The organism is Erwinia sp. GW821-FHT03D09 (assembly GCF_059420805.1).
The window spans coordinates 23,771-46,892 of record NZ_JBWKUK010000006.1; the positions used below are offsets into that span (position 1 = coordinate 23,771).

General features: G+C 53.3%; 16 protein-coding genes, 2 tRNA genes and 3 pseudogenes. 2 read left to right on the forward strand and 19 right to left on the reverse strand.

Annotated elements, in window-relative coordinates; translation table 11 throughout:
- Window position 1: 1 nt before the first annotated feature.
- The 14 genes and pseudogenes from AC07U6_RS07130 to AC07U6_RS07195 form a co-directional block, all read right to left on the reverse strand.
- Window positions 2-78, reverse strand: a tRNA-Arg gene (locus AC07U6_RS07130).
- Window positions 79-82: 4 nt separating this feature from the next.
- Window positions 83-175 (reverse strand) — tRNA-Ser (locus AC07U6_RS07135).
- Between the two features lie 358 nt (window positions 176-533).
- The gene (gene csrA, locus AC07U6_RS07140) at window positions 534-719 is read right to left on the reverse strand and encodes a carbon storage regulator CsrA (protein ID WP_004155916.1); all 186 of its coding nucleotides are present in this window, start codon (window positions 717-719) and stop codon (window positions 534-536) included.
- A gap of 246 nt (window positions 720-965) precedes the next feature.
- Window positions 966-3,593, reverse strand: a complete 2,628-nt coding sequence (gene alaS / locus AC07U6_RS07145; protein ID WP_494763614.1) for an alanine--tRNA ligase — start codon at window positions 3,591-3,593, stop codon at window positions 966-968.
- A 137-nt stretch (window positions 3,594-3,730) separates the two neighbouring features.
- On the reverse strand, window positions 3,731-4,243 hold the full coding sequence (locus tag AC07U6_RS07150; protein ID WP_494764538.1) for a regulatory protein RecX: 513 nt from the start codon (window positions 4,241-4,243) through the stop codon (window positions 3,731-3,733).
- Window positions 4,244-4,435: 192 nt separating this feature from the next.
- Window positions 4,436-5,497: a recombinase RecA gene (recA, locus tag AC07U6_RS07155; protein WP_494763615.1), complete on the reverse strand. Its 1,062-nt coding sequence runs from the start codon at window positions 5,495-5,497 to the stop codon at window positions 4,436-4,438.
- A gap of 94 nt (window positions 5,498-5,591) precedes the next feature.
- Complete coding sequence (pncC, locus tag AC07U6_RS07160; RefSeq protein WP_494763616.1) at window positions 5,592-6,086, reverse strand: nicotinamide-nucleotide amidase; 495 nt, start codon at window positions 6,084-6,086, stop codon at window positions 5,592-5,594.
- Window positions 6,087-6,188: 102 nt separating this feature from the next.
- On the reverse strand, window positions 6,189-6,962 hold the full coding sequence (gene tam / locus AC07U6_RS07165; RefSeq protein ID WP_494763617.1) for a trans-aconitate 2-methyltransferase: 774 nt from the start codon (window positions 6,960-6,962) through the stop codon (window positions 6,189-6,191).
- A 96-nt stretch (window positions 6,963-7,058) separates the two neighbouring features.
- Entirely contained in the window at window positions 7,059-8,144 is a 1,086-nt protein-coding gene (mltB, locus tag AC07U6_RS07170) for a lytic murein transglycosylase B (protein ID WP_494763618.1), read from the reverse strand.
- A 138-nt stretch (window positions 8,145-8,282) separates the two neighbouring features.
- The gene (locus AC07U6_RS07175; protein ID WP_494763619.1) at window positions 8,283-8,753 is read right to left on the reverse strand and encodes an RcnB family protein; all 471 of its coding nucleotides are present in this window, start codon (window positions 8,751-8,753) and stop codon (window positions 8,283-8,285) included.
- 239 nt (window positions 8,754-8,992) lie between these two features.
- Window positions 8,993-9,226 (reverse strand): annotated as a pseudogene (locus AC07U6_RS07180) (FidL-like protein); the annotation flags it as partial.
- A gap of 568 nt (window positions 9,227-9,794) precedes the next feature.
- A complete protein-coding gene (locus AC07U6_RS07185) occupies window positions 9,795-10,367 on the reverse strand; it encodes a winged helix-turn-helix domain-containing protein (RefSeq protein WP_494763620.1) in 573 nt (190 codons plus the stop codon).
- Window positions 10,368-10,586: 219 nt separating this feature from the next.
- Window positions 10,587-10,841: pseudogene (locus AC07U6_RS07190) on the reverse strand (IS3 family transposase); the annotation flags it as partial.
- Window positions 10,835-11,002 (reverse strand): annotated as a pseudogene (locus AC07U6_RS07195) (tyrosine-type recombinase/integrase); the annotation flags it as partial. The pseudogenes AC07U6_RS07195 and AC07U6_RS07190, both read right to left, overlap by 7 nt.
- A gap of 217 nt (window positions 11,003-11,219) precedes the next feature.
- Here AC07U6_RS07195 and mutS point away from each other — a divergent pair.
- Window positions 11,220-13,775, forward strand: coding sequence for a DNA mismatch repair protein MutS (gene mutS / locus AC07U6_RS07200; protein ID WP_494763621.1), 2,556 nt, complete (start codon window positions 11,220-11,222; stop codon window positions 13,773-13,775).
- Between the two features lie 180 nt (window positions 13,776-13,955).
- Here mutS and narI read toward each other — a convergent pair whose 3' ends face one another.
- Genes narI through AC07U6_RS07225 form a run of 5 tightly spaced genes read right to left on the reverse strand, consistent with a single transcriptional unit; the run spans window position 13,956 to window position 22,084 of the window.
- On the reverse strand, window positions 13,956-14,633 hold the full coding sequence (gene narI, locus AC07U6_RS07205) for a respiratory nitrate reductase subunit gamma (RefSeq protein WP_200563408.1): 678 nt from the start codon (window positions 14,631-14,633) through the stop codon (window positions 13,956-13,958).
- A 3-nt stretch (window positions 14,634-14,636) separates the two neighbouring features.
- Window positions 14,637-15,359 (reverse strand): nitrate reductase molybdenum cofactor assembly chaperone, encoded by a 723-nt coding sequence (gene narJ / locus AC07U6_RS07210; RefSeq protein WP_494763622.1) that lies wholly within the window; start codon window positions 15,357-15,359, stop codon window positions 14,637-14,639.
- On the reverse strand, window positions 15,356-16,900 hold the full coding sequence (gene narH / locus AC07U6_RS07215; RefSeq protein WP_494763623.1) for a nitrate reductase subunit beta: 1,545 nt from the start codon (window positions 16,898-16,900) through the stop codon (window positions 15,356-15,358). Before narH ends, narJ begins: the two co-directional genes overlap by 4 nt.
- Entirely contained in the window at window positions 16,897-20,658 is a 3,762-nt protein-coding gene (locus AC07U6_RS07220) for a nitrate reductase subunit alpha (protein ID WP_494763624.1), read from the reverse strand. Before AC07U6_RS07220 ends, narH begins: the two co-directional genes overlap by 4 nt.
- Before the next feature lie 37 nt (window positions 20,659-20,695).
- The gene (locus AC07U6_RS07225) at window positions 20,696-22,084 is read right to left on the reverse strand and encodes a NarK family nitrate/nitrite MFS transporter (RefSeq protein ID WP_494763625.1); all 1,389 of its coding nucleotides are present in this window, start codon (window positions 22,082-22,084) and stop codon (window positions 20,696-20,698) included.
- Window positions 22,085-22,407: 323 nt separating this feature from the next.
- On the opposite strand from AC07U6_RS07225, the gene narL reads away from it, so the two are divergent.
- Window positions 22,408-23,061 carry a two-component system response regulator NarL gene (gene narL / locus AC07U6_RS07230; protein WP_494763626.1) on the forward strand — a complete coding sequence of 218 codons (654 nt, stop codon included), beginning with the start codon at window positions 22,408-22,410 and terminating at the stop codon, window positions 23,059-23,061.
- Window positions 23,062-23,122 lie beyond the last annotated feature (61 nt).

Below are 23,122 nucleotides of genomic sequence, written 5' to 3' on the forward strand. Positions count from 1 at the left end.
ATGGTGCATCCAGGAGGATTCGAACCTCCGACCGCTCGGTTCGTAGCCGAGTACTCTATCCAGCTGAGCTATGGATGCAAAATGGCGGTGAGGCGGGGATTCGAACCCCGGATGCAGCTTTTGACCGCATACTCCCTTAGCAGGGGAGCGCCTTCAGCCTCTCGGCCACCTCACCACTAGCACTCTTTCGAGTTGTGCTTCAGAACTTTCTAACTGCTCATCGGCACTGCGTGGCGCACATATTACTTTCTGGGCGTTGTAAGTCAAACAATTTCTCCCCCTTTTTTCACCCTCTACGTTCAATTGCACAAAAGCCATGCAATCAGGCGGTTTTAAAGGCAAAAAGAGTGAATTATCAACAGTAAAAATGGGGTTCTGCTAGGAAAAGCGCAGCAGCAAAAATCCACCAGAGCAGCTAATTTGATAAAAAACCAAGAAACGAAAAGAAGAAATGTAAGGATCGCGAGGCAAAATGAGGTCGAAAGGGGCAAAGCTGCAGTGACCTCGCTACAGAGAGCGAGGCACGGAATACGTTAGTAGCTCGTTTGCTGAGTTTTTTCAGCCTGAATACGCTGATAAATCTCTTCGCGATGCACCGATACTTCTTTAGGGGCGTTCACGCCAATACGGACCTGGTTACCTTTAACACCCAGCACAGTTACAGTAACCTCATCACCGATCATGAGGGTTTCACCAACTCGACGAGTTAGAATAAGCATTCTTTGCTCCTTGAAAGATTAAAAGAGTCGGGTTAACTGTTCCCGGCATTATCCATCATACAACGTGCAATGTAGATTATGACAAATACACCAAGAGTGCATCCTCATACTAATACATTCTGCTGATACTTAGTTTAGCCGAAAACCTGCTCATCAACCTGACTTTATGATTACAGTGCGCACCGCATATGAAGAGCGCCAGGTTTTCGCTTCCTGGCGCTCATCAGCGGTACATTTTTATCGGTGTTACAGTTTTGCAACCACCCAGGACTCAACGCCAGCCAGTGCAGCAGGGAGTGCCTGTGCATCTGTGCCGCCCGCCTGAGCCATGTCTGGCCGACCGCCACCTTTCCCGCCAACCTGCTGCGCAAGTTCGCCAACCAGCTCACCCGCTTTCACACGATCGGTCAGGTCTTTAGTCACCCCACTAATCAGAGAGACTTTTCCATCTGCAACGGTTGCCAGTACGATAACCGCGGAGCCGAGCTGATTCTTCAGATCGTCTACCATCGTACGTAGCATTTTCGGCTCAACGTTTTTCAATTCACTAACCAGCAGCTTTGTACCCTTTACGGTAATCGCTTTACTGCTCAGAAGGTTGCTCTCCTGCGCGGCCTGCTGATCTTTCAGCTGCTGCAGTTCTTTTTCCAGCCCGCGAGCGTGGTCGATCAACGCACGAACTTTGTCATTAAGGTTACTGCTATTTGCTTTCACCAGTTGAGCAATATCCAGCAGCTGTTCGCTCTGGCTATAAACCTGAGACAGCGCACCTTCACCCGTTACGGCTTCAATACGGCGCACGCCCGCAGCCGTACCGGATTCAGACAGGATACGGAACAGGCCGATATCACCAGTGCGGCTGGCGTGAACGCCCCCGCACAGCTCGGTTGAGAAGTCGCCCATACCGACAACGCGCACATGATCGTCATACTTCTCGCCAAACAGCGCCATGGCGCCTTTGGCTCTGGCCGCTTCCAGCTCCATGATATCGGTATCAATCGCCAGGTTGCGACGGATCTGTGCGTTAACGATCTCTTCAACCTGGCGGATTTCCTGCTGCTTCATCGCTTCAAAATGCGAGAAGTCAAAACGCAGGTATTTATCGTTTACCAGTGAGCCTTTCTGAGCAACGTGATCGCCCAGAACCTGGCGCAGCGCAGCATGCAGCAGGTGCGTCGCGGAATGGTTAAGGCGGATACGCGCGCGACGCGCTTCATCAACCTGAGCCGCCAGACGATCGCCAATGCGTAATGTCCCTGCGAGCAGCTTGCCGCTATGGCCAATAGCCTGGCCATATTTTTGAGTATCGGTCACGGTGAAGCTGGTGCTCTCGCCCTTTAGCTCGCCCGTATCACCAACCTGTCCGCCTGATTCGCCATAGAATGGCGTTTCATCCAGAACGATCACCCCTTCCTGCCCGGCGGTGATTTCAGTAGCCGCCTGGCCATTCACGAAGATGGCGGTAACGGTCGCATTCAGCGCCAGCTGGTCATAGCCTTTAAACGCTGATGCTTTATCAATGCTGATCACGCTGCTGTAGTCAGCACCAAAACCGCTGGCATCACGTGCGCGCTGCCGCTGCTGCTCCATCGCCCGCTCGAAACCTTCTTCATCAATCTTCAGGTTACGTTCACGGCATACATCGGCAGTCAGATCCACCGGGAAGCCAAAGGTGTCATACAGACGGAAGACGGTTTCACCGTCCAGGGTATCACCCTGAAGTTTTTCCAGCTCGTCATCCAGCAGTGCCAGACCGCGCTCCAGGGTTTTTGCGAACTGCTCTTCTTCTGACTTCAGAACCTGCTCAACCTGAGCCTGCTGACGCTGCAGCTCTTCTCCCGCCGCGCCCATCACGTCAATCAGTGGCGCAACCAGTTTATAGAAGAAGGTGCCCTTCGCGCCCAGTATATTGCCGTGACGAACCGCACGACGAATAATACGGCGCAGAACGTAGCCACGGTTTTCATTAGAAGGAATAACGCCATCGGCGATCAGGAAAGCACAGGAACGGATATGGTCAGCAATCACGCGCAGTGATTTATTGCCGAGATCGCTGGCGCCGGTCACCTCAGCAACAGAGGCAATCAGTTTCGCAAACAGATCGATTTCATAGTTCGAGTTCACATGCTGCAGAACCGCAGAAATACGCTCCAGGCCCATACCGGTATCCACGGACGGTTTTGGCAGCGGCAGCATAGTACCGTCAGGCTGACGGTTGAACTGCATAAATACGATGTTCCAGATTTCAATATAGCGATCGCCATCCTCTTCCGGGCTGCCCGGAGGTCCGCCCCAGATGTGGTCGCCGTGATCGAAGAAGATTTCAGAGCACGGACCACAAGGGCCGGTATCGCCCATCTGCCAGAAGTTATCTGAAGCGTAAGCGCCGCCTTTATTGTCGCCGATGCGAATAATACGCTCGCGAGGTACACCGATTTCATTCGCCCAGATATCAAAAGCTTCGTCATCGGTTTCGTACACGGTCACCCACAGTTTCTCTTTCGGCAGTGCAAACCACTCCGGTCCGGTCAACAGTTCCCAGGCAAAGGAAATTGCCTCTTTCTTGAAATAGTCACCAAAGCTGAAGTTGCCCAGCATCTCGAAGAAAGTATGGTGGCGGGCAGTGTAGCCAACGTTTTCAAGATCGTTGTGTTTACCACCGGCGCGTACACAGCGCTGCGAGGTCGTCGCACGGGAGTAGCTGCGTTTATCCTGACCAAGGAAGACATCCTTGAACTGGTTCATCCCGGCGTTGGTAAACAGCAAAGTCGGATCGTTGTTGGGGACGAGGGAGCTACTGGCTACAACCTGATGTCCCTTGCTCTGGAAAAAGTCGAGAAACGCTTGACGAATCTCCGCAGTGCTCTTGCTCATATTTGTCCTGGAATCACGCTAACGAACGTTTCGTGGGTCTTGCTGCGCCGGAATTACACTTGCCTGCGGCGACACACGAACAAAAAGTGGTGAATAAGATAAATTTTCTTCGGAGGGAAGTAAAATCCCATTGGCGTTCAATCGTCAAAATTTGTAAAAACAGACCTGATATCTTCCATAAAAAAGCCTTTTGTCATCAGATAACGCTGCACTTTCGCTTTTTCCTTCCATTCCGTCGGCAACGGCAAGCCAAACTTGCGCTCGGCCAGATTGAAAGCGAGGCTTTGCCAGTCCGTTTCCGTGTTAGACATTGCCTCATCAATTAAGGCTTTGTCCACTCCCTTCTGGCCCAGTTCCAGCCTGATGCGCTGTGGGCCATAGCCTTTCCTGCTGCGCCCTGCCAGATAGCGTTCAGCAAAACGAGCATCATCCAGCCAGTTGTGCTGGTAACACCATTCTACAACCTGGTCGATCTCTTCTGGTGTTAACGGCTCCGGCGGGGTTTCACTACGGGAAAACTGCGCCGCGCGTTCAGTGGCTAACGTTAGCTTGCGGCGAAACTCCGCCTCACTGTGGTCACGCATAGCAAGAATGCGCGTTGCTCGCTCCAGTAAGCGAGCATGCCGGGTCCGTTCTGAATGCTCTGTCATAGAGGCAGCACCATGTTTATGCAAAAAATACATCCATAAGGGTAACGTCTGGCGGCGATACTGACGAGGAAAATACACATTGGTGAAGGAAGGTTTGGCCGGATTATGATGCCCTTTTCCAGGCACAAATCACCCATAAAAAAAGGAACGGGGTTACCGTTCCTTTTTCTTGATACAAAAACATCAGACGAATCAGAAGTCTTCGTGAGTTTCCTCATTCGCTTCTTCTGCCGTTGGCACAAAATCAGCTTTCTGATCCTGGTTATTCAGCAGCAGCTCACGCAGCTTTGCATCGATTTCGTTAGCTTTTTCCGGGTTCTCTTTCAGGAAGTTAGACGCATTCGCTTTACCCTGACCGATTTTGTCGCCGTTATAGCTGTACCATGCACCCGCTTTTTCAATCAGCTTGTGCTTCACGCCCAGATCCACCAGCTCACCAAAGATGTTGATGCCTTCGCCGTACATAATCTGGAATTCAGCCTGACGGAAAGGTGCAGCGATTTTGTTCTTCACCACTTTAACTCGGGTTTCACTGCCCACAACCTCGTCGCCTTCTTTAATAGCGCCGATGCGGCGGATATCCAGACGCACGGAAGCATAGAATTTAAGCGCATTACCACCGGTTGTGGTTTCGGGGTTACCAAACATCACACCAATCTTCATACGGATCTGGTTGATAAAAATCAGCAGCGTATTGGAGTTTTTCAGGTTACCAGCCAGCTTACGCATCGCCTGGCTCATCATACGTGCCGCAAGGCCCATATGAGAGTCACCAATTTCACCCTCGATTTCCGCTTTTGGCGTCAGTGCCGCAACGGAGTCAACGATGATGACATCGACTGCGCCGGAACGTGCCAGTGCATCACAGATTTCCAGCGCCTGCTCTCCGGTATCCGGCTGAGAACACAGCAAATTATCGATATCCACGCCCAGCTTCTTGGCATAAACGGGGTCCAGCGCGTGCTCGGCGTCAATAAAGGCACAGGTTTTACCTTTACGCTGTGCGGCAGCAATCACCTGCAGGGTCAGCGTGGTTTTACCTGAGGATTCTGGTCCGTAGATCTCGACGATACGGCCCATCGGCAGGCCGCCCGCGCCCAGCGCGATATCAAGCGATAAAGAACCGGTAGAGATGGTTTCAACATCCATAGTACGGTCTTCACCCAGGCGCATGATGGAGCCTTTACCAAATTGTTTTTCAATCTGGCCCAGCGCTGCTGCCAGTGCTTTTTGCTTGTTTTCGTCAATAGCCATTTTTACTCCTAGTCATGCGGGTAAAGCACACGCGGACGCTGCTTTGTCTCTAAAATATGCAGTGATTATACTGTATGGTCATACAGTATCAAGTTTAATTTTTCAGAAAGCGATCGAGCAGGGTTTGTAATGCCCGGGCAGTTGCCTGACGGCGAACGGCCTCACGGTCTCCGCTGAAACAGTAGCGATCTGCCAGCACTTCACCGCCTGCGCTGGCAAAACCGAACCATACCGTACCCACAGGTTTTTCCTCACTGCCGCCATCCGGCCCGGCAATACCACTCACCGAGATCGCGAAATCAGCAGCGGCTTCGCGCAGCGCGCCCTGTGCCATCTCACGCACGACGGATTCGCTGACAGCACCGTGTTCCGTCAGCGAACGTTCGCTTACGCCGATCATTTGCTGTTTGGCATCATTGCTGTAAGTCACAAAGCCGCGATGAAACCAGGCAGAACTGCCCGCAATATCGGTCAGAACCTTTGCAATCCAGCCCCCGGTGCAGGATTCAGCGGTGGTAACCGTTGCGCCACGGGCTAGCAGTTGCTGACCGACACGCGTACTTAACTGCGTTAATTGCTCATCCGTCATGGTGCGTACCTTTTTCCGTTTTTATTGCCGCAAAGCCTAACATTTTTCCAGGGGACGAGAAGCAGATGAAGCCATTTTTGCGGCCCCTCTTCCAGGCCGGCGTTAAATTTTCTGCGCCACCATAAACAAACGGGGGAAAGCCATCAGCAGGTTACCATCGGCGCGGGCAGGATAGGCCTGTGAAATTTCCGACTGATAAGCGGCCAGAAACGCCCCCTGCTGCTGCTCCTCCAGTGCGGCAAGAAACGGCCGTAACCCAGTCGCTCGCAGCCAGTCAACAATCGCCTGTGGCGAAGGCATTACGTGATAGTAGGTGGTACGCCAGATATCCACACGGCAGCCCGCTCCACACAGCAGATCGTAATACTGCTCGGTGGACAACAGCTTCTTCCTGTCGGCGGACTGCGGATCGATAATATCCACCCACGGTGCACGGTGCGCCACTTCCCGCATCAAACGATGAGTAGGTTGTTCAAGGTTGTCCGGCATTTGTACTGCCAGCACGCCCGACGGCGCCAGCTGGGCAATCAGATGAGGAAAAAGCGTCTGATGTTCAGTCAGCCACTGCAGCGAAGCGTTAGCATAGATAACATCCTGTGGCTGAACGGCCTGCCACTGGCGAATATCCTCGCGAATAAACGTGCACCCCGGTAACCGTTGTTGTGCTTTATCAAGCATCGCCTGCGAGCTGTCCAGCCCGGTAATATGCGCATCGGGCCAGACGTTGCACAGCAGCTCGGTACTGTTACCAGGCCCACAGCCAAGATCGGTGGCAAAGGTGACGTGTGTCAAAGGGATTCGGCTCAGTAGCTCCTGCGCCGGGCGGGTACGTTCTGCTTCAAACTGTCGGTAAAGATCGGGATTCCAGTCTTTCATTATTCCTCGCTCAGTTGGTCAGTGCGGCCGGACACAGTGTATGCCCGACCGCGCTGGCGATAAATAACGAAATCGCAACAATTTAACCGGCGGGAGCTACATTCCCTGGCGGGCGCGCCCGACTGCCTCGCCCAACTGCCATACGGCCATAGCGTAATGGTTGCTGTGGTTATAGCGGGTAATTGCATAGAAGTTCGGCAGGCCGTACCAGTATTGATAGTAGGTACCCATATCGAACTTAAGCAGGCTAACCTGCTGGTTATTATCCAGGGGGATCTGTGGCGACAGCCCGACTGCAGCAAGGGTCGCTACCGAATAACGCGTTTTGAATCCGCTTTCCATCCCCGGAGCCTGGCCGTTAGCCTGTACGGCAACCGTACCGTTGGTCAGCCAGCCGTGAGCCTGGAAATAGTGCGCGACGCTACCGATTGCATCCACCGGGTCCCAGAGGTTGATATGACCGTCGCCGTTGAAGTCCACCGCATACTGCTTAAATGCCGATGGCATAAACTGACCGTAGCCCATCGCACCGGCAAAAGAACCGCGCAGATTCAGCGGGTCATTGCCTTCTTCACGCGCCATCAGCAGGAAGGTTTTCAGCTCGCCGCTGAAGTAGGCGGCACGGCGCGGATAGTTAAAGGACAGCGTCGCCAGAGCATCAAGAATACGCGTCTTACCCATCACCCTGCCCCAGCGCGTTTCCACCCCGATAATCCCGACGATGATTTCCGGCGGAACGCCGTAAACCTGCTGCGCACGCTGCAGCGCATCCTGATACTGATTCCAGAAGGCGACACCGTTCTGCACGTTGTCCGACGTAATAAACTTGCTGCGGTAGCGCATCCAGGCACCGTTAGGTCTGGTTGGCCCCTGCGCGGTTGTCGGAGCCTGGCGATCCATCAGGCGGATTACCCAGTCCAGATTCTTCGCCTGCCCCAGCACATCATGGAGCTGCTGGCGTTCGAAACCGTGCTCACGCACCATCTTATCGATAAAGGCATTCGCCGCCTGGTTATCGGAAAAATCACCGCCGAACGGAGCGGCCGAGTAATCGGGACTTAACAGAAAACCGCCGTTTCCCTTAAACGGATTACCGTGCGGTTCAGCCGGAGCCTGATGCGGCTGACTGCTACAGGCGGAGAGTAATACGACTGCGGGAAGAAGAGTTGCCAGAAAACGCATGGGGTATCCATTTTGCCGTGCATGAAAAATCAGAAAGCAGATGGTAAAACAGAGTCGGGATAGAATTAAAGTGGATTTACCTGTCAGGCGATAAAACTGCGCAGCGGGTAGAAAAAACGCCCCGCCGCAGGGTTTCAATCAGTGTTTATAATAGATCTCGCCGGATTCTGCCTTGAGGATTTTCCCGTCAGCATTGGCGATCATGACATAATTGCCGCCCATATAGGTCCAGTGGCTTTCTGCAACAGGCGCAGGGAGATGACGTACCGTCCACTGAGTCACTTCATATTTTTTCGTACGATAAAGTTCAGGCACCGTGTCGCCAATGGCAAAATGCGTAAAGTCAGCGAAGAAGCTTTTTACGCTATAGGGATCGGCAGAATTTGCCAGTGCCTGTACGGTCTGATCGGATGGCTGCTCAGCGGTAGCGGTTTCAGCTGGCGCTTCCGTGGCCTGGCTTTCCGGCGCGGCTGAATCCGTCTGCTGAGCAACCGACTCAGGGGCCTGCAGTACCGCACCCTGCTCATCTTCTGCCCAGGCAGCAGACACGCTGGTGAGAGCCAACGTTGAGAATACCGCTGAACATAATATCACTTGCAACTTACGCATAACGTCTCCACTTTTAACGACAACGAGCGACACGCCAACATGCTGTCGCCACAGATATCAGGTTGGCTAACTCAGTCAGGCTGATGTTTACTCAGTTGCAGCATTAGATATCGCAACCTCACAGGAGTTCCAGCCTGTCCGGTCTGCGATGATAATGCTATGCCGTCCTATCCGACCGCGAATATTTGTTAAGAAAAATGATCGCGGTACTGAAAGCATTCGGCAGACAAAACCCTTGATCATCTGGCTCGGGTGCAAATCACCATCGGCGTTGTCGCTGTACCGAGGATATAAGCATTGCGGCCAAGTTTACTGATTTTGGATACGCGGGTGGTGCCCACTTTATCCGATAAATAGCGCCAGTAAAGTTCCTGCGGCACAGTTTCTCGCTGGTTAATCTCAACGGCGGTGACGGTAAAATGATAGGTCTCATTGCCATAAGGTTTATAGGTGAAATGAACGGTACGGGCAACGCGATATTTTTCCGTACGTTATCAAAGATGCCATCAACGCTGTACAAACCAGTACCCTCAGGCTTTGCATGATAACGCAGCATCGCACTTTCTTTCTGCAGTGATTCTTTTTCACCCAGCAGAAAAGTAAACTGACTTAAACATTCGAAATTGAGCATATTCTTTTCAGAGGACTTTTTATAAAAAAACACGCTAAAAGAAATCAGTAAAAAACAGCCAGCAAAACAAAAATAATAATTTTATTCATCATAATCACTCACTGAGTATATGAAATGGCTTTCGCAACTTACTATTTATCCACCTTCCGCTTTACAATTTGAGATGAGTGCCCTTCCGTTATAAACATTATTATTAAACACTCCAAAAAAATCATAAATGACAACGTTATTATCATAACAGGATGCAGAATATTTATTTGCCAGTGATAAAATGACCCTGCGAGAATTTTCGGCATCGATACTGCTATAGCTATTTCAGGCGTGTAGAATGAGCAGCCACTCTCTGTGAAATAATATTTAACACCACTTATCATACGAGGACCAGGAGCATTAAAAGCAGCGATCCCTTCTCATAAAAGTACACTCAGCGTTCCAGCCGTGACGGTGGTGGCGAGCCAAAACCAGCTCCTTTTTAACGAATACGCAGGGCTTCTGAAACCACACGTCTTATCGGCAAAATGTAGCGGCTTTTTATCGATGTGGGCAACAGTATCCGGGAGATTTTCCATTTGTTTCTCATCAGGATAAAGCTCAACGCTCACCCGATCGGCATCTATTCTGAAGCCAATTTTGGGTTCCGTGATGAGCAACGGTATTTCCAGACCAAGTGCGACAAGCTGCTTCCTTAACCTACTGATATAATTATTTAGGTTGCTACCAGAAGCGGTCAGACTGTGTTCATCCCAGACTTTTTGTAAAATGATGTCACGTGGGATAGTACTACCGTCACTTTCCAGGAAAAGACGGAATAGCCGGTTACTTATATGGGTAAGAACCATCCAGGAGAGATCGTCATCAATTCTCACCAAAGAGCGGTCCGCAGGATCGTAGAGTAACTGGTTGTCTATTCGATATTTTTTCATAGTCTGGTATTTGAGAGCGCGGATGATTCTGGAAGAATAGCCCTGTCGCTCAGGCTGCACAAGTTCACCTGCTTAAAGATTAATGATGCTTAAGAACAACAAGAAGTATTCATTCATCCAAATGAATAAAGAGGGAAATTAAGCGAAGAATTGAATGATTCGCCATATCGTAAAGAGGTTTTAAGGTTCATTATTTCTTAATACTTAATCGCTATGGGTTTAACAGACACCTCAGAGCCATAAATGGACTGCCCCCACGACAGTAGACAAATTCTGTCCTCACGACGAGGCCTGTTCGAAGGCCTCCGGACTGACGCCGCCGAGATGACTGTGGCGCCGGGCCCGGTTATAGAAGACTTCAATGTAATCGAAGATATCGGCCCGGGTCAGCTCCCGGGTTTTGTATATTCTTTTCCTGATGCGTTCTTTTTTCAGTGAACTGAAGAACGATTCGGCTACCGCATTATCCCGGCAGTTGCCACGCCGGCTCATACTGGGTGCCAGATTATTCGCCCGGCAGAACCGTTGCCAGTCAGAGAGCTTGTGTAACGGTAGAAAAAAGACTTAACCCCAGTTGCACCACAGGAGACACGTAAGCCTCGATTTTCGCCTACATCAGCCTTATCTTTGTCGCCAGGCTTCATCATTTCTACCGCTTTAAACGAAAGTGGCTTTCCCTCTTGTTTTCCTGCCATAAAGACTCCGTTATCATGCACCTTATGCAGTCATGAACATAAATGTAGGTTGCGCTGTATGTGCCCATATTTTACCAGGCCATAGGTTGGCAAGCTACACTTTAACCTACATTTAAATGCAGGATTTCATGATATTCGATGAGACAACGTGAAACCTAATGATAACCACAACAATCACTAACTTATTAAAAATTAAGAAAATGGATATCACAAACCGATGAGTACAATAGAAAATTTAGACTCACACACCCCAATGATGCAGCAGTACCTGCGACTGAAAGCTGAACACCCGGAAATCCTGATGTTCTACCGCATGGGTGACTTCTACGAACTGTTTTATGACGATGCCAAACGTGCATCTCAGCTGCTGGAAATTTCGCTGACCAAACGCGGCGCCTCCGCCGGAGAGCCAATCCCGATGGCGGGCGTGCCCTATCACGCTGTAGAAAACTATCTGGCGAAGCTGGTACAGCTGGGCGAATCCGTGGCGATTTGTGAGCAGGTCGGCGATCCGGCACTGAGCAAAGGCCCGGTTGAGCGTAAAGTGGTGCGCATTGTCACCCCAGGAACGATCAGCGATGAAGCGCTGCTGCAGGAGCGCCAGGATAACCTGCTGGCGGCCATCTGGCAGAGCGCGCGCGGATTTGGTTACGCCACGTTGGATATCAGCTCCGGCCGTTTCCGTGTAGCAGAGCCGGAAGACCAGGAAACAATGGCCGCTGAGCTGCAGCGCTCCAACCCGGCCGAGCTGCTGTACCCGGAAGACTTCCCGTCGATGGCGCTGATTGAAAACCGCCGCGGACTGCGCCGCCGTCCGCTGTGGGAGTTTGAGCTGGATACCGCCCGCCAGCAGCTTAACCTGCAGTTCGCCACTCGCGATCTCAGCGGTTTCGGGGTGGAGCAGGCACATCAGGCGCTGCGTGCCGCAGGCTGTCTGCTGCAGTACGTGAAAGATACCCAGCGCACTTCGCTGCCGCATATCCGTTCGCTGACCATGGAGCGCCAGCAGGACAGCATCATTATGGATGCGGCCACCCGCCGAAATCTTGAAATCACGCAGAACCTTTCCGGCGGCATTGAAAACACGCTGGCTTCGGTACTGGATAAAACCGTGACGCCAATGGGTAGCCGCATGCTGAAGCGCTGGCTGCACAGCCCGGTGCGCAATACTCAGGTGATTACCCAGCGTCAGCAAAGTATTTCTGCCCTGCAGGATCTCAATGATGAACTGTCGCCGTTGCTGCGTCAGGTCGGCGATCTTGAGCGAATTCTGGCACGTCTGGCGCTGCGTACCGCGCGCCCGCGCGATCTGTCCCGTATGCGACATTCCTTCCAGCAGCTACCGCTGCTGAACCAGGTGCTGGAAAATAATCAAACCGGCCACTTGCAAACCCTGCGCAGCCAGATGGGTGAGTTCGCTGAACTGCGTGAACTGCTTGAGCGCGCGATTATCGAAACCCCGCCGGTGCTGGTGCGCGACGGTGGCGTTATCGCTCCGGGCTATAACGAAGAGCTGGATGAATGGCGGGCGCTGGCTGACGGTGCGACCGACTATTTAGACCGACTGGAAGTCCGCGAGCGTGAAAAGCTGGGTCTGGACACGCTGAAGGTCGGGTTCAATGCCATCCACGGTTACTACATTCAGGTCAGTCGTGGCCAGAGCCATCAGGTGCCGATTCACTATGTACGTCGCCAGACGCTGAAAAATGCCGAGCGCTATATCATTCCCGAGCTGAAGGAATATGAAGATAAAGTTCTGACTTCAAAAGGCAAAGCGCTGACGCTGGAAAAAGCGCTGTATGAGCAGCTGTTCGATATGCTGCTGCCGCACCTGGAAGCGTTACAGGTGAGCGCCGCTGCACTGGCCGAGCTGGACGTGCTGAGCAACCTGGCCGAACGTGCATGGACGCTAAACTACAGCTGCCCAACGCTGAGCGATAAAGCGGGAATTAAGCTGACCGGGGGGCGCCATCCGGTGGTTGAACAGGTACTGAAAGAGCCGTTTATCGCCAACCCGCTGTCGCTTTCACCGCAGCGCCGCATGCTGATCGTTACCGGCCCGAATATGGGCGGTAAAAGTACCTATATGCGCCAGGCCGCGCTGATCACGCTGATGGCCTGTATCGGCAGCTTCGTTCCGGCAGAGCAGGCGGTCATCGGCCCGGTAGACCGAATCTTTACCCGCGTCGGCGCGTCGGACGATCTGGCATCTGGCCGCTCCACCTTTATGGTGGAAATGACCGAAACCGCCAATATCCTGCACAATGCCACCGAGTACAGCCTGGTGCTGATGGATGAAATTGGCCGTGGAACCTCCACCTACGACGGCCTGTCGCTGGCCTGGGCCTGCGCGGAAAGCCTGGCTACCCGTATTAAAGCGATGACGCTGTTTGCCACCCACTATTTCGAGCTGACCACGCTGCCGGACCAGATTGAAGGTGTAGCTAACGTTCATCTTGATGCCGTTGAGCACGGCGATACCATCGCCTTTATGCACAGCGTGCAGGATGGCGCAGCCAGCAAAAGCTACGGGCTGGCGGTCGCTGCGCTGGCGGGTGTGCCGAAGGACGTGATTAAGCGCGCGCGGCAGAAGCTGAAAGAGCTTGAAGCCCTTTCCGGCAGTGCCGTCGCCACTAAAGCCGATGGCTCGCAGCTGCCGCTGCTGGTGGAAGAGACATCCCCCGCCGTTGAAGCACTGGAAGCGCTCGATCCCGACTCGCTGTCGCCGCGCCAGGCGCTGGAATGGATTTATCGTCTGAAATCACTGGTTTAATCCGGCATTAACAGGCGCTGGTTGATAACCCTCTGAAAGACCCGGTTCGCAGCGGGTTCGGGCAGAAATCAAAAGGGGCTTTAAGCGCCTGCTCACAGCGATAAGCCTGATGGCAGGGGTAGCAACGTATAAAAAATGGGCTGGTAGATACCTGCCCGTTTTATATTTCACCGTTTATTTTCAGCGGCGGTTACGCACCAGCTGATAGCGACGGGTGAGGTACTCGACCGGCGCGCTCCAGATATGCACCAGGCGGCAGAACGGGAAAAGCAGGAACAATGTCATACCCAGTACCATATGCACGCGGTAGATAAAGGCCACGCCCTCCAGGTGCTGCGATGCGCCACCGTGGAAGGTTACCACCGCCTGCGCCCAGCCCACCAGCTTCATCATTTCTAACCCATCCGCATGCTGCGCCGAGAATGGAATAGTTAACAGTCCCAGTGCCGCCTGAACCACCAACAGCGTCAGGATCATAATGTCAGCAAAGCTGCTGGTTGCCCGCACGCGCACGTTAGTCAGGCGGCGCTTCAGCAGCAGACCGCCACCGATCAGCGTCATTGCGCCGCAGATGCCGCCGGCAATCATCGCCAGCTGCTGCTTGGCGGCAATCGGCAGGAAGGACTGATAGACCCAGTGCGGGGTCAGCAGACCAACGATATGACCAAAAAAGATGCCGAGTATCCCAATATGGAACAGGTTAGAGGCAAACCGCATTCCCTTCTTACTCAACATCTGACTGGAACCTGCCCGCCAGCTGTACTGGCCGTAATCGTAACGCAGCCAACTTCCTACCAGAAATACCGTACCGGCCAGATAGGGGTAGATATCAAAAAAGAACATATTCAAAAATTGCATAACCTACTCTCCCCTTACCTGGCTGAGTGTCGAAACGTCGAGATACTGCGGAGTTACGGCCCCCGCGAAACGGCGCTGATGTGTGGCCGTACAGCCTTCCCCCTGCGGATTCATACGGGCAATAAAGGACACCTGTTCCTCTTCCCACACCGCATCAAGCGCCTGTGGTGTATCGTCCCGTGTTTCACCCGCAACCTGCGACTGCAGCAACTCAGGACTGGCGATGCTGCCGGACAGGTCCAGCAACAGAGGGAATAGCTCAGCATAAGGACTGCCACGCTGTTCCAGACGCGCACCCAGCAGGGCAAGAATAGGCGCAACATCCTGTAAACCCCGACGAACGCGGGCAAGCCCACCCTGCGCAAGATATTCCAGATAAAGCGGCAGATGATCCGGCAGTTCGCGGGCATCCAACTCCAGGCCGTCGGCACGGTACTGATCCAACAGATCGACCATAGCCTGTCCGCGATCGCGTGATTCACCGTGTACATGTTCAAACAGCAGCAGCGAGGTCGCACGGCCGCGATCGAACAGCTCACAGTAGTCGGATTGCAGATCCAATAACGGCCGCTTTGCACTGTGCCGGATAAATTCCGCCAGCATCGCTTTTTGCTCGTCGCTGAGTTCGTCCGCTTCCTGTAGGGCTGCCAGCAGCTCTTCCTGATGCTCGAAGAGTTCCTGCTCCGGATAATCCAGCAGGCGGGCGATAAGACGTATCGCAATCATGATGCATCTTCCTCCCGCTTAGTTTTGATCGACACGTCAATCGCATCGATGCGGCGACTGTTAAACAAATTAAATTTCACGTCACTGCCGTGGCAGCCGTCGCCGAAGCTAAAGCCACAGCCCTTACTTTCAGGGAAGGCTTCACGCGCCTGCTCGCGATGGCTGGATGGGATCACGAAGCGATCTTCGTAGTTGGCGATCGCCAGATAGCGATACATCTCCTGCGCCTGTGCCTCGGTCAGTCCCACCTGCTCCAGCGCGCTGATGTCATGAACGCCGTCAACGGTTTCGGCACGCTTGTAGTGACGCATCGCCAGCATGCGTTTCAACGCCAGCAGTACCGGTGCAGTATCGCCAGCCGTTAACAGGTTAGCGAGGTACTGCACAGGAATACGCAGGCTTTCCACATCCGGCAGTACGCCGTTATGGCCCAGCTGTCCCGCATCAGCAACTGACTGAATTGGCGACAGCGGCGGCACGTACCATACCATCGGCAACGTGCGATATTCAGGGTGCAGCGGCAGCGCCAGCTTCCAGTCCATCGCCATTTTGTACACCGGTGAACGCTGTGCCGCGTCGATCACACTCTGCGGTACACCATCTTTCAGTGCCTGTTCAATGACCGCCGGATCGTTCGGATCGAGGAAAACATCCAGCTGACTCTGATAGAGATCTTTTTCATTCTCCACCGAGGCGGCCTGCTCAATACGATCGGCGTCATACAGCAGTACGCCGAGATAACGGATACGGCCCACGCAGGTTTCTGAACACACAGTCGGCGCACCGGACTCGATGCGCGGATAGCAGAAAATACATTTTTCCGACTTGCCGCTTTTCCAGTTAAAGTAGATTTTCTTGTAAGGACAACCGGTCAGGCACATGCGCCAGCCGCGACACTTATCCTGATCGATCAGCACGATGCCATCTTCGCCGCGCTTGTAGATAGCACCGCTTGGACAGGTCGCCACGCACGCCGGATTCAGGCAGTGTTCGCAGAGGCGCGGCAGATACATCATGAAGGTGTTTTCGAACTGGCCGTACATCTCCTTCTGGATATGCGCAAAGTTGGCATCTTTCGAACGTTTGCTGAATTCGCCGCCGAGAATTTCTTCCCAGTTAGGGCCATTCTCAATTTTTTTCATCCGCTCGCCGGTAATCAGCGAGCGCGGACGGGCGATCGGCTGGTGTTTACCGGCCGGTGCGTTATGCAAATGCTGATAGTCGAAATCAAACGGCTCGTAGTAGTCATCCAGCTCAGGTACGTGCGGGTTGGCAAAGATTTTCGACAGCACGCCAACGCGACTGCCCATGCGCGGTTCCAGCTTGCCGTTAATTTTGCGTATCCAGCCGCCCTTCCACTTTTCCTGATCTTCCCAGGCATGAGGGAAGCCCACGCCCGGTTTGCTTTCTACGTTGTTGAACCAGGCGTACTCCATCCCTTCGCGGCTGGTCCAGACGCTTTTACAGGTCACTGAGCAGGTGTGGCAGCCAATGCATTTGTCGAGATTCAATACCATCCCAACCTGTGAGCGAATTTTCATTTAGCGACCTCCTGCTGGCTTCCCTGGCGATCGTCGTTGCCTTCACCATCTAACCAGTTAATATTATTCATTTTTCTTACAATAACGAACTCATCGCGGTTGGAACCGACGGTGCCGTAATAGTTAAAGCCGTAGGACTGCTGTGCATAACCGCCAATCATATGCGTCGGTTTCGGGCAGACGCGCGTTACCGAGTTATGAATTCCCCCGCGCTGCTGGGTGGTTTCCGCACCGGGAATATTCACAAGACGTTCCTGAGCGTGGTACATCATGGTCATACCCGCAGGCACACGCTGGCTGACCACGGCTCTGGCCGTCAGCGCACCGTTGGCGTTAAAGGCCTCAATCCAGTCGTTATCTTCAATGCCTAACTGCTTCGCATCGTCCTCGCTTAGCCAGACAATCGGGCCACCGCGCGACAGCGTCAGCATCAGCAGGTTTTCACTGTAGGTTGAGTGAATACCCCACTTCTGGTGCGGCGTGATGAAGTTCAGCGCCAGCTCCGGGTTGCCGTTAGGCTTGCGGTTCATCAGCGGCTGCACGCTGCGCGTATCAATCGGCGGACGGTAGACCAGCAGGCTTTCACCAAAATCACGCATCCACTGGTGATCCTGATACAGCTGCTGACGACCGGTCAGCGTACGCCATGGGATCAGTTCGTGAACGTTGGTATAACCAGCGTTATAGGACACATGCTCATCTTCCAGTCCGGACCAGGTCGGGCTGGAGATAATTTTGCGCGGCTGTGCCTGAATATCGCGGAAGCGGATTTTTTCATCCTCTTTATTCAGCGCCAGATGGGTATGATCGCGCCCGGTGAATTCACCCAGCGCCTGCCAGGCCTTGACCGCAACCTGACCGTTAGTTTCCGGTGCCAGCGACAGAATGACCTCGGCTGCATCAATGGCGCTATCGATATTAGGACGACCCGCTGCCGGACCATCGGCCTTAACGTAGTTAAGCTTTTTGAGGAAATCGACCTCGGTCTGAGTATTCCAGCTGATGCCCTTACCGCCGTTGCCCAGCTTATCGAGCAGAGGTCCCAGTGAGGTAAAGCGCTCATAGGTTGATGGATAGTCACGCTCCACCACCATCAGATGCGGCGCAGTTTTACCCGGAATCAGATCGCATTCGCCTTTATGCCAGTCCTGCACGCCCAACGGCTGTGCCAGCTCGGCAGCGGAGTCATGCTGCATCGGCAGCGTGACCACATCGGTTTCAACCCCCAAATGGCCGACGCAAAGCTCCGAGAAGCACTTCGCAATACCCTTGTAGATTTCCCAGTCGCTACGGGATTCCCAGGCCGGATCGACGGCGGCAGACAGCGGATGAATAAACGGATGCATGTCCGAGGTATTCATATCGTCTTTTTCATACCAGGTTGCGGTTGGCAGCACGATATCGGAGTAGAGGCAGGTGCTCGACATACGGAAATCGAGGGTCACAACCAGGTCAAGCTTGCCCTTGCCAGGATTGTCGCGCCATTCCACTTCTTCCGGCTTGGCCGCACCCATTTCCCCCAGGTCTTCACCCAGCACGCCGCTGTCGGTACCCAGCAGGTATTTCAGCAGATACTCATGGCCCTTACCGGATGAGCCCAGCAGGTTAGAACGCCAGACGAACAGGTTACGCGGGAAGTTCTGCGGATCGTCAGGCTGCTCGGCTGCAAAACGCACGGAACCGTCTTTCAAACCGGCTACGGTGTAATCTACCGGGGAAACGCCTGCCGCTTTTGCTTTTGCCGCCAGATGCAGCGGGTTAACGTTCAGCTGCGGTGCCGACGGCAGCCAGCCCATACGTTCAGAACGCACGTTAAAGTCGATCAGGCTGCCGGTGTAGCGAGATTTATCCGCCAGCGGTGACAGCAGTTCGTCGGTTTGCAGGCTCTCATAGCGCCACTGGCTTGAGTGATTGTAGAAAAACGAGGTGCCGTTCATATGACGCGGTGGACGCTGCCAGTCCAGGCCAAAGGCCAGCGGCAGCCAGCCAGTTTGTGGGCGAAGTTTTTCCTGGCCGACATAGTGTGCCCAGCCGCCGCCGCTCTGACCTACGCAGCCGCAGAAGATCAGCATATTGATCAGGCCGCGATAGTTCATATCCATGTGATACCAGTGGTTCAGACCGGCACCGACGATAATCATGGAGCGTCCACGCGTTTTTTCAGCGGTTTCGGCAAACTCACGCGCAATGCGAATCGTATTCTGACGCGGCACGCCGGTGATCTGCTCAGCCCATGCCGGGCTGTAGGCTTTCACCTCATCATAATTTGCAGCGCAGTTAACATCATTCATGCCGCGCTCAACGCCGTAGTTCGCCAGCGTCAGGTCGTAGACGCTGGTCACCAGCGCGGTGCTGCCATCCGCCAGCTGCAGACGTTTTACCGGCAGTTTATGCAGCAGGATTTCATCCAGCGCGACGGTGTTGAAGTCCTGAACTTCGGTACCGCCAAAGTAAGGGAAGCCAACGTCCACAATTTCATCGTGCTTGTCCAGCAGGCTCAGCTGCAGCTCAACTTCATGCTGATCCTTACCTTCGCGCTGTTCAAGGTTCCATTTCCCCTTCTCGCCCCAGCGATAGCCAATGGAACCCTGCGGTGCTACCAGTTCACCGTTGGTTTCGTTGATGGCGATGGTTTTCCACTGTGGGTTGTTTTCTTGCCCCAGACCATCAACCAGATCGCTGGCTCGCAGCATGCGTCCGGCAGCGTAGTAGCCTCCGTCGCGCGGCTCCAACATCACCAGCATCGGCATATCGGTGTAGGTACGCACGTAGTTACGGAAGTATTCCACCTGGCGCTGCTGGTGGAATTCGGTCAGCATCACGTGGCCCATCGCCATCGCCAGTGCGCTGTCTGTGCCCTGTTTAGGTGCCAGCCACTGATCGCAGAGCTTGGCGATTTCGGCATAGTCCGGCGTTATGGCGACGGTTTTGGTACCTTTGTATCGAACTTCAGTAAAGAAGTGCGCATCCGGGGTACGGGTCTGCGGAACGTTGCTGCCCCACGCCATAATATAAGAAGAGTTATACCAGTCAGCGGACTCGGGAACGTCGGTTTGCTCGCCCCAGGTCATTGGCGATGCTGGCGGCAGATCGCAGTACCAGTCATAGAAGCTCAGGCAGGTACCACCAATTAACGACAGGTAGCGCGAACCCGAGGCGTAGGAAACCATCGACATTGCCGGAATCGGGGAGAAGCCAATAATACGGTCAGGCCCGAAGGTTTTCGCGGTATAGACGTTAGCCGCAGCAATCAGCTCATTGACCTCCTGCCAGCTTGAACGCACGAAACCACCGCGACCGCGCGCTGCTTTATAGCTGGTGGCCTGTTCGGCATCTTCCACGATCGATTGCCACGCCAGTACCGGATCGGTATGGCGGGCTTTCGCTTTGCGCCATAGCGTAATCAGACTCTTGCGCATCAGGGGGTACTTCAGGCGGTTAGCGCTGTATAAGTACCAGGAATAACTGGCTCCGCGGGGACAGCCGCGAGGCTCATGGTTTGGCAAGTCCGGACGGGTGCGCGGATAGTCAGTTTGTTGGGTTTCCCAGGTGACCAGGCCATTTTTTACATAGATTTTCCAGCTGCACGAACCGGTACAGTTCACACCGTGGGTAGAGCGAACGATTTTGTCATGCTGCCAGCGGCTGCGATAGCCATCCTCCCAGTCACGGTTAGTGTTCAGGGTTTGCCCGTGATCGCCGGAGAAGGGTTCCCCCAGCTGTTTGAAATAGCGTAAACGATCCAGAAATTTGCTCATACGACATGCTCCAAGAAGGAATTATTTTTTATCGCGCTTAGTTATTTTTTTTACGGCCGTAAACCAGCCAGGTAATCGCGATACACACCAGGTAAAACACTAAAAATACTTTCATTGCACCCGCTGGCGATCCGCTCATACTCAGCGAAATGCCGAAGGTTTGTGGGATAAAGAATCCACCCAGTGCCCCAATGGCAGAGATAAAGCCCAACGCGGCGCTGGTCTCGGTCACCGCTTCGCGCTGCGCGGTTTCATCGCTACCACCTGCGGCTTTGACACGATCGACAGTCAGTTTGCGGAAGACCACGGCGATCATCTGGAAGGTCGATCCGCTACCTAATCCGGCGGCGAAGAACAGCACCATAAAGACGCCGTAGAAGGCGATAAACGATCCTGAACTGGTTGCAGTTGGCAACGTCAGGAACAACAGGCCGGTGAATATCGCCATCAGGATGAAGGTAAACAGCGAGACGCGAACGCCGCCCAGACGGTCAGAGATAATCCCACCCGCGGAACGCGCCAGTGCGCCGATAAACGGGCCGAAGAAGGCATATTTCATGATGGCGACATCGGGGAACTGGGTTTTGGATAACATGGCAAAACCAGCAGAAAAACCGATGAAAGAACCGAATGCGGCCAGATAGAGCAGCGAGAGCATCCACAAATGGCCGCGTTTCAATACCGGCAGTTGCTCGCTCAGCGATGATTTCGCTGCTGCCAGGTCGTTCATACCGAACCATGCCGCAACCGTGGCAATAATCAGCAACGGCACCCAAATCCACGCCGCGTTCTCCAGCCAGATACCGCTGTTACCAGTTGAGCCACCGCCGTTGAAAAAACCAAAGATAGCCAGTGAAATGGCCAGCGGGGCCAGCAGTTGCATAACACTGACGCCGAGATTACCCAGCCCACCGTTGATACCCAGTGCACCGCCCTGCATTGATTTCGGGAAGAAGAAGCTGATGTTTCCCATGCTTGACGCAAAGTTAGCGCCGGCAAAACCGCAGAGCAGAGAAATGATCACAAAAATGGCAAACGGCGTTTCGGGATTCTGTACCGCAAAACCCAGCCAGATGCAGGGGAGCAGCAAAAAACAGGTGCTAAACGTTGTCCAGCGACGACCACCAAAAATAGGGATAACAAAAGAGTACGGCACGCGCAGAATAGCGCCAGAGACTGAAGGCAATGCGGTCAGCAGAAAAAGCTGGTCAGTGGTGAAGTTGAAGCCAACTTTGTTGAGGTTCACTGCAACGGCGCTAAACAGCATCCAGACGCAGAAGGCCAGCATCAGACAAAAAACTGAGATCCACAGATTCCGGCTGGCAATCCGCTTTCCCGTAGCGGCCCAAAATTGGGCGTCTTCAGGCTGCCAGTTCTCGATAACTGCGCTATTTTTCTTTCCTGGTGAAGGGGATGATTGGGACATATTCTTCTCAGTGGTGTTGTTAATGATGGCACCATCCTGAGTAGTAATGCCTCTGATCGAATTGACGTATATCAACGAGCCTGCAGGTGGCTACTCGCTAAGACGTAGCCTTACCTCCAAAGAGGGGTAGGATTGATAAAAAATAAAAATAATAAAATCATATGGTTATTAAAAATTTGAAGTAATTAACTATAGTTATCATATAATCAAGATATTAAGTATTACCCCAAAAGAGGTATGGGTATTCTTTCTTCAATGAAAGACAATAGTACCAACTACTGTATATTCAGTTGTTTTACGCAACTAACCCCCCGGAATAATGGATGACTAAAAACCCTGCTCCCGCGACCGTTCTGCTGATTGACGATCACCCTATGATTCGTACCGGACTGAAACAACTGATCGGCATGGACGATCGTCTGAAGGTGATTGGCGAAGCGGGTAATGGTGCGGAAGGTGTGCTGCTGGCGGAAAAAAATGACTACGATCTGATCCTGCTGGATCTGCATATGCCAGGAATGAATGGTCTGGAAACGCTGGAACAACTGCGTGCGATAGACGCCCGCGGCCGCATCGTGGTATTTAGCGTTTCGGATTATGAAGATGATGTGGTGCGCGCGCTCAAGCGGGGTGCCGATGGCTATCTGCTGAAGGACATGGAGCCTGAAGCATTGTTGAATTCACTCCATCGCGCCGCTGCAGGAGAGATGGTGCTGAGCGAAACGCTTCCACCGCTTCTTGCCGCCAGTCTGCGCCAGCAGCGGCCAAAAGAATTGCCGGATATTGAACAGCTTACCGCGCGCGAGCGCGATATCCTCAAACTGATTGCAATGGGAATGAGTAATAAATTGATCGCGCGTCGCCTGTGCATCAGTGAAAGTACGGTGAAGGTACACGTCAAACATTTGCTGAAGAAACTACAGATGAAATCGCGGGTTGAGGCGGCAGTCTGGTCGTTGCAAAACGGTTATAGCTGAAAAAATGGCAATAAAAAAGCGACGATCCAGGATCGTCGCTTTTCGCATTAACTCAGTCAGG

What these genes read in the sequence shown, in the direction of transcription:
- csrA (WP_004155916.1), bottom strand. Translation starts at nt 719, where the DNA reads ATGCTTATTCTAACTCGTCGAGTTGGTGAAACCCTCATGATCGGTGAT.
- alaS (WP_494763614.1), bottom strand. Translation starts at nt 3,593, where the DNA reads ATGAGCAAGAGCACTGCGGAGATTCGTCAAGCGTTTCTCGACTTTTTC.
- AC07U6_RS07150 (WP_494764538.1), bottom strand. Translation starts at nt 4,243, where the DNA reads ATGACAGAGCATTCAGAACGGACCCGGCATGCTCGCTTACTGGAGCGA.
- recA (WP_494763615.1), bottom strand. Translation starts at nt 5,497, where the DNA reads ATGGCTATTGACGAAAACAAGCAAAAAGCACTGGCAGCAGCGCTGGGC.
- pncC (WP_494763616.1), bottom strand. Translation starts at nt 6,086, where the DNA reads ATGACGGATGAGCAATTAACGCAGTTAAGTACGCGTGTCGGTCAGCAA.
- tam (WP_494763617.1), bottom strand. Translation starts at nt 6,962, where the DNA reads ATGAAAGACTGGAATCCCGATCTTTACCGACAGTTTGAAGCAGAACGT.
- mltB (WP_494763618.1), bottom strand. Translation starts at nt 8,144, where the DNA reads ATGCGTTTTCTGGCAACTCTTCTTCCCGCAGTCGTATTACTCTCCGCC.
- AC07U6_RS07175 (WP_494763619.1), bottom strand. Translation starts at nt 8,753, where the DNA reads ATGCGTAAGTTGCAAGTGATATTATGTTCAGCGGTATTCTCAACGTTG.
- mutS (WP_494763621.1), top strand. Translation starts at nt 11,220, where the DNA reads ATGAGTACAATAGAAAATTTAGACTCACACACCCCAATGATGCAGCAG.
- narI (WP_200563408.1), bottom strand. Translation starts at nt 14,633, where the DNA reads ATGCAATTTTTGAATATGTTCTTTTTTGATATCTACCCCTATCTGGCC.
- narJ (WP_494763622.1), bottom strand. Translation starts at nt 15,359, where the DNA reads ATGATTGCGATACGTCTTATCGCCCGCCTGCTGGATTATCCGGAGCAG.
- narH (WP_494763623.1), bottom strand. Translation starts at nt 16,900, where the DNA reads ATGAAAATTCGCTCACAGGTTGGGATGGTATTGAATCTCGACAAATGC.
- AC07U6_RS07220 (WP_494763624.1), bottom strand. Translation starts at nt 20,658, where the DNA reads ATGAGCAAATTTCTGGATCGTTTACGCTATTTCAAACAGCTGGGGGAA.
- AC07U6_RS07225 (WP_494763625.1), bottom strand. Translation starts at nt 22,084, where the DNA reads ATGTCCCAATCATCCCCTTCACCAGGAAAGAAAAATAGCGCAGTTATC.
- narL (WP_494763626.1), top strand. Translation starts at nt 22,408, where the DNA reads ATGACTAAAAACCCTGCTCCCGCGACCGTTCTGCTGATTGACGATCAC.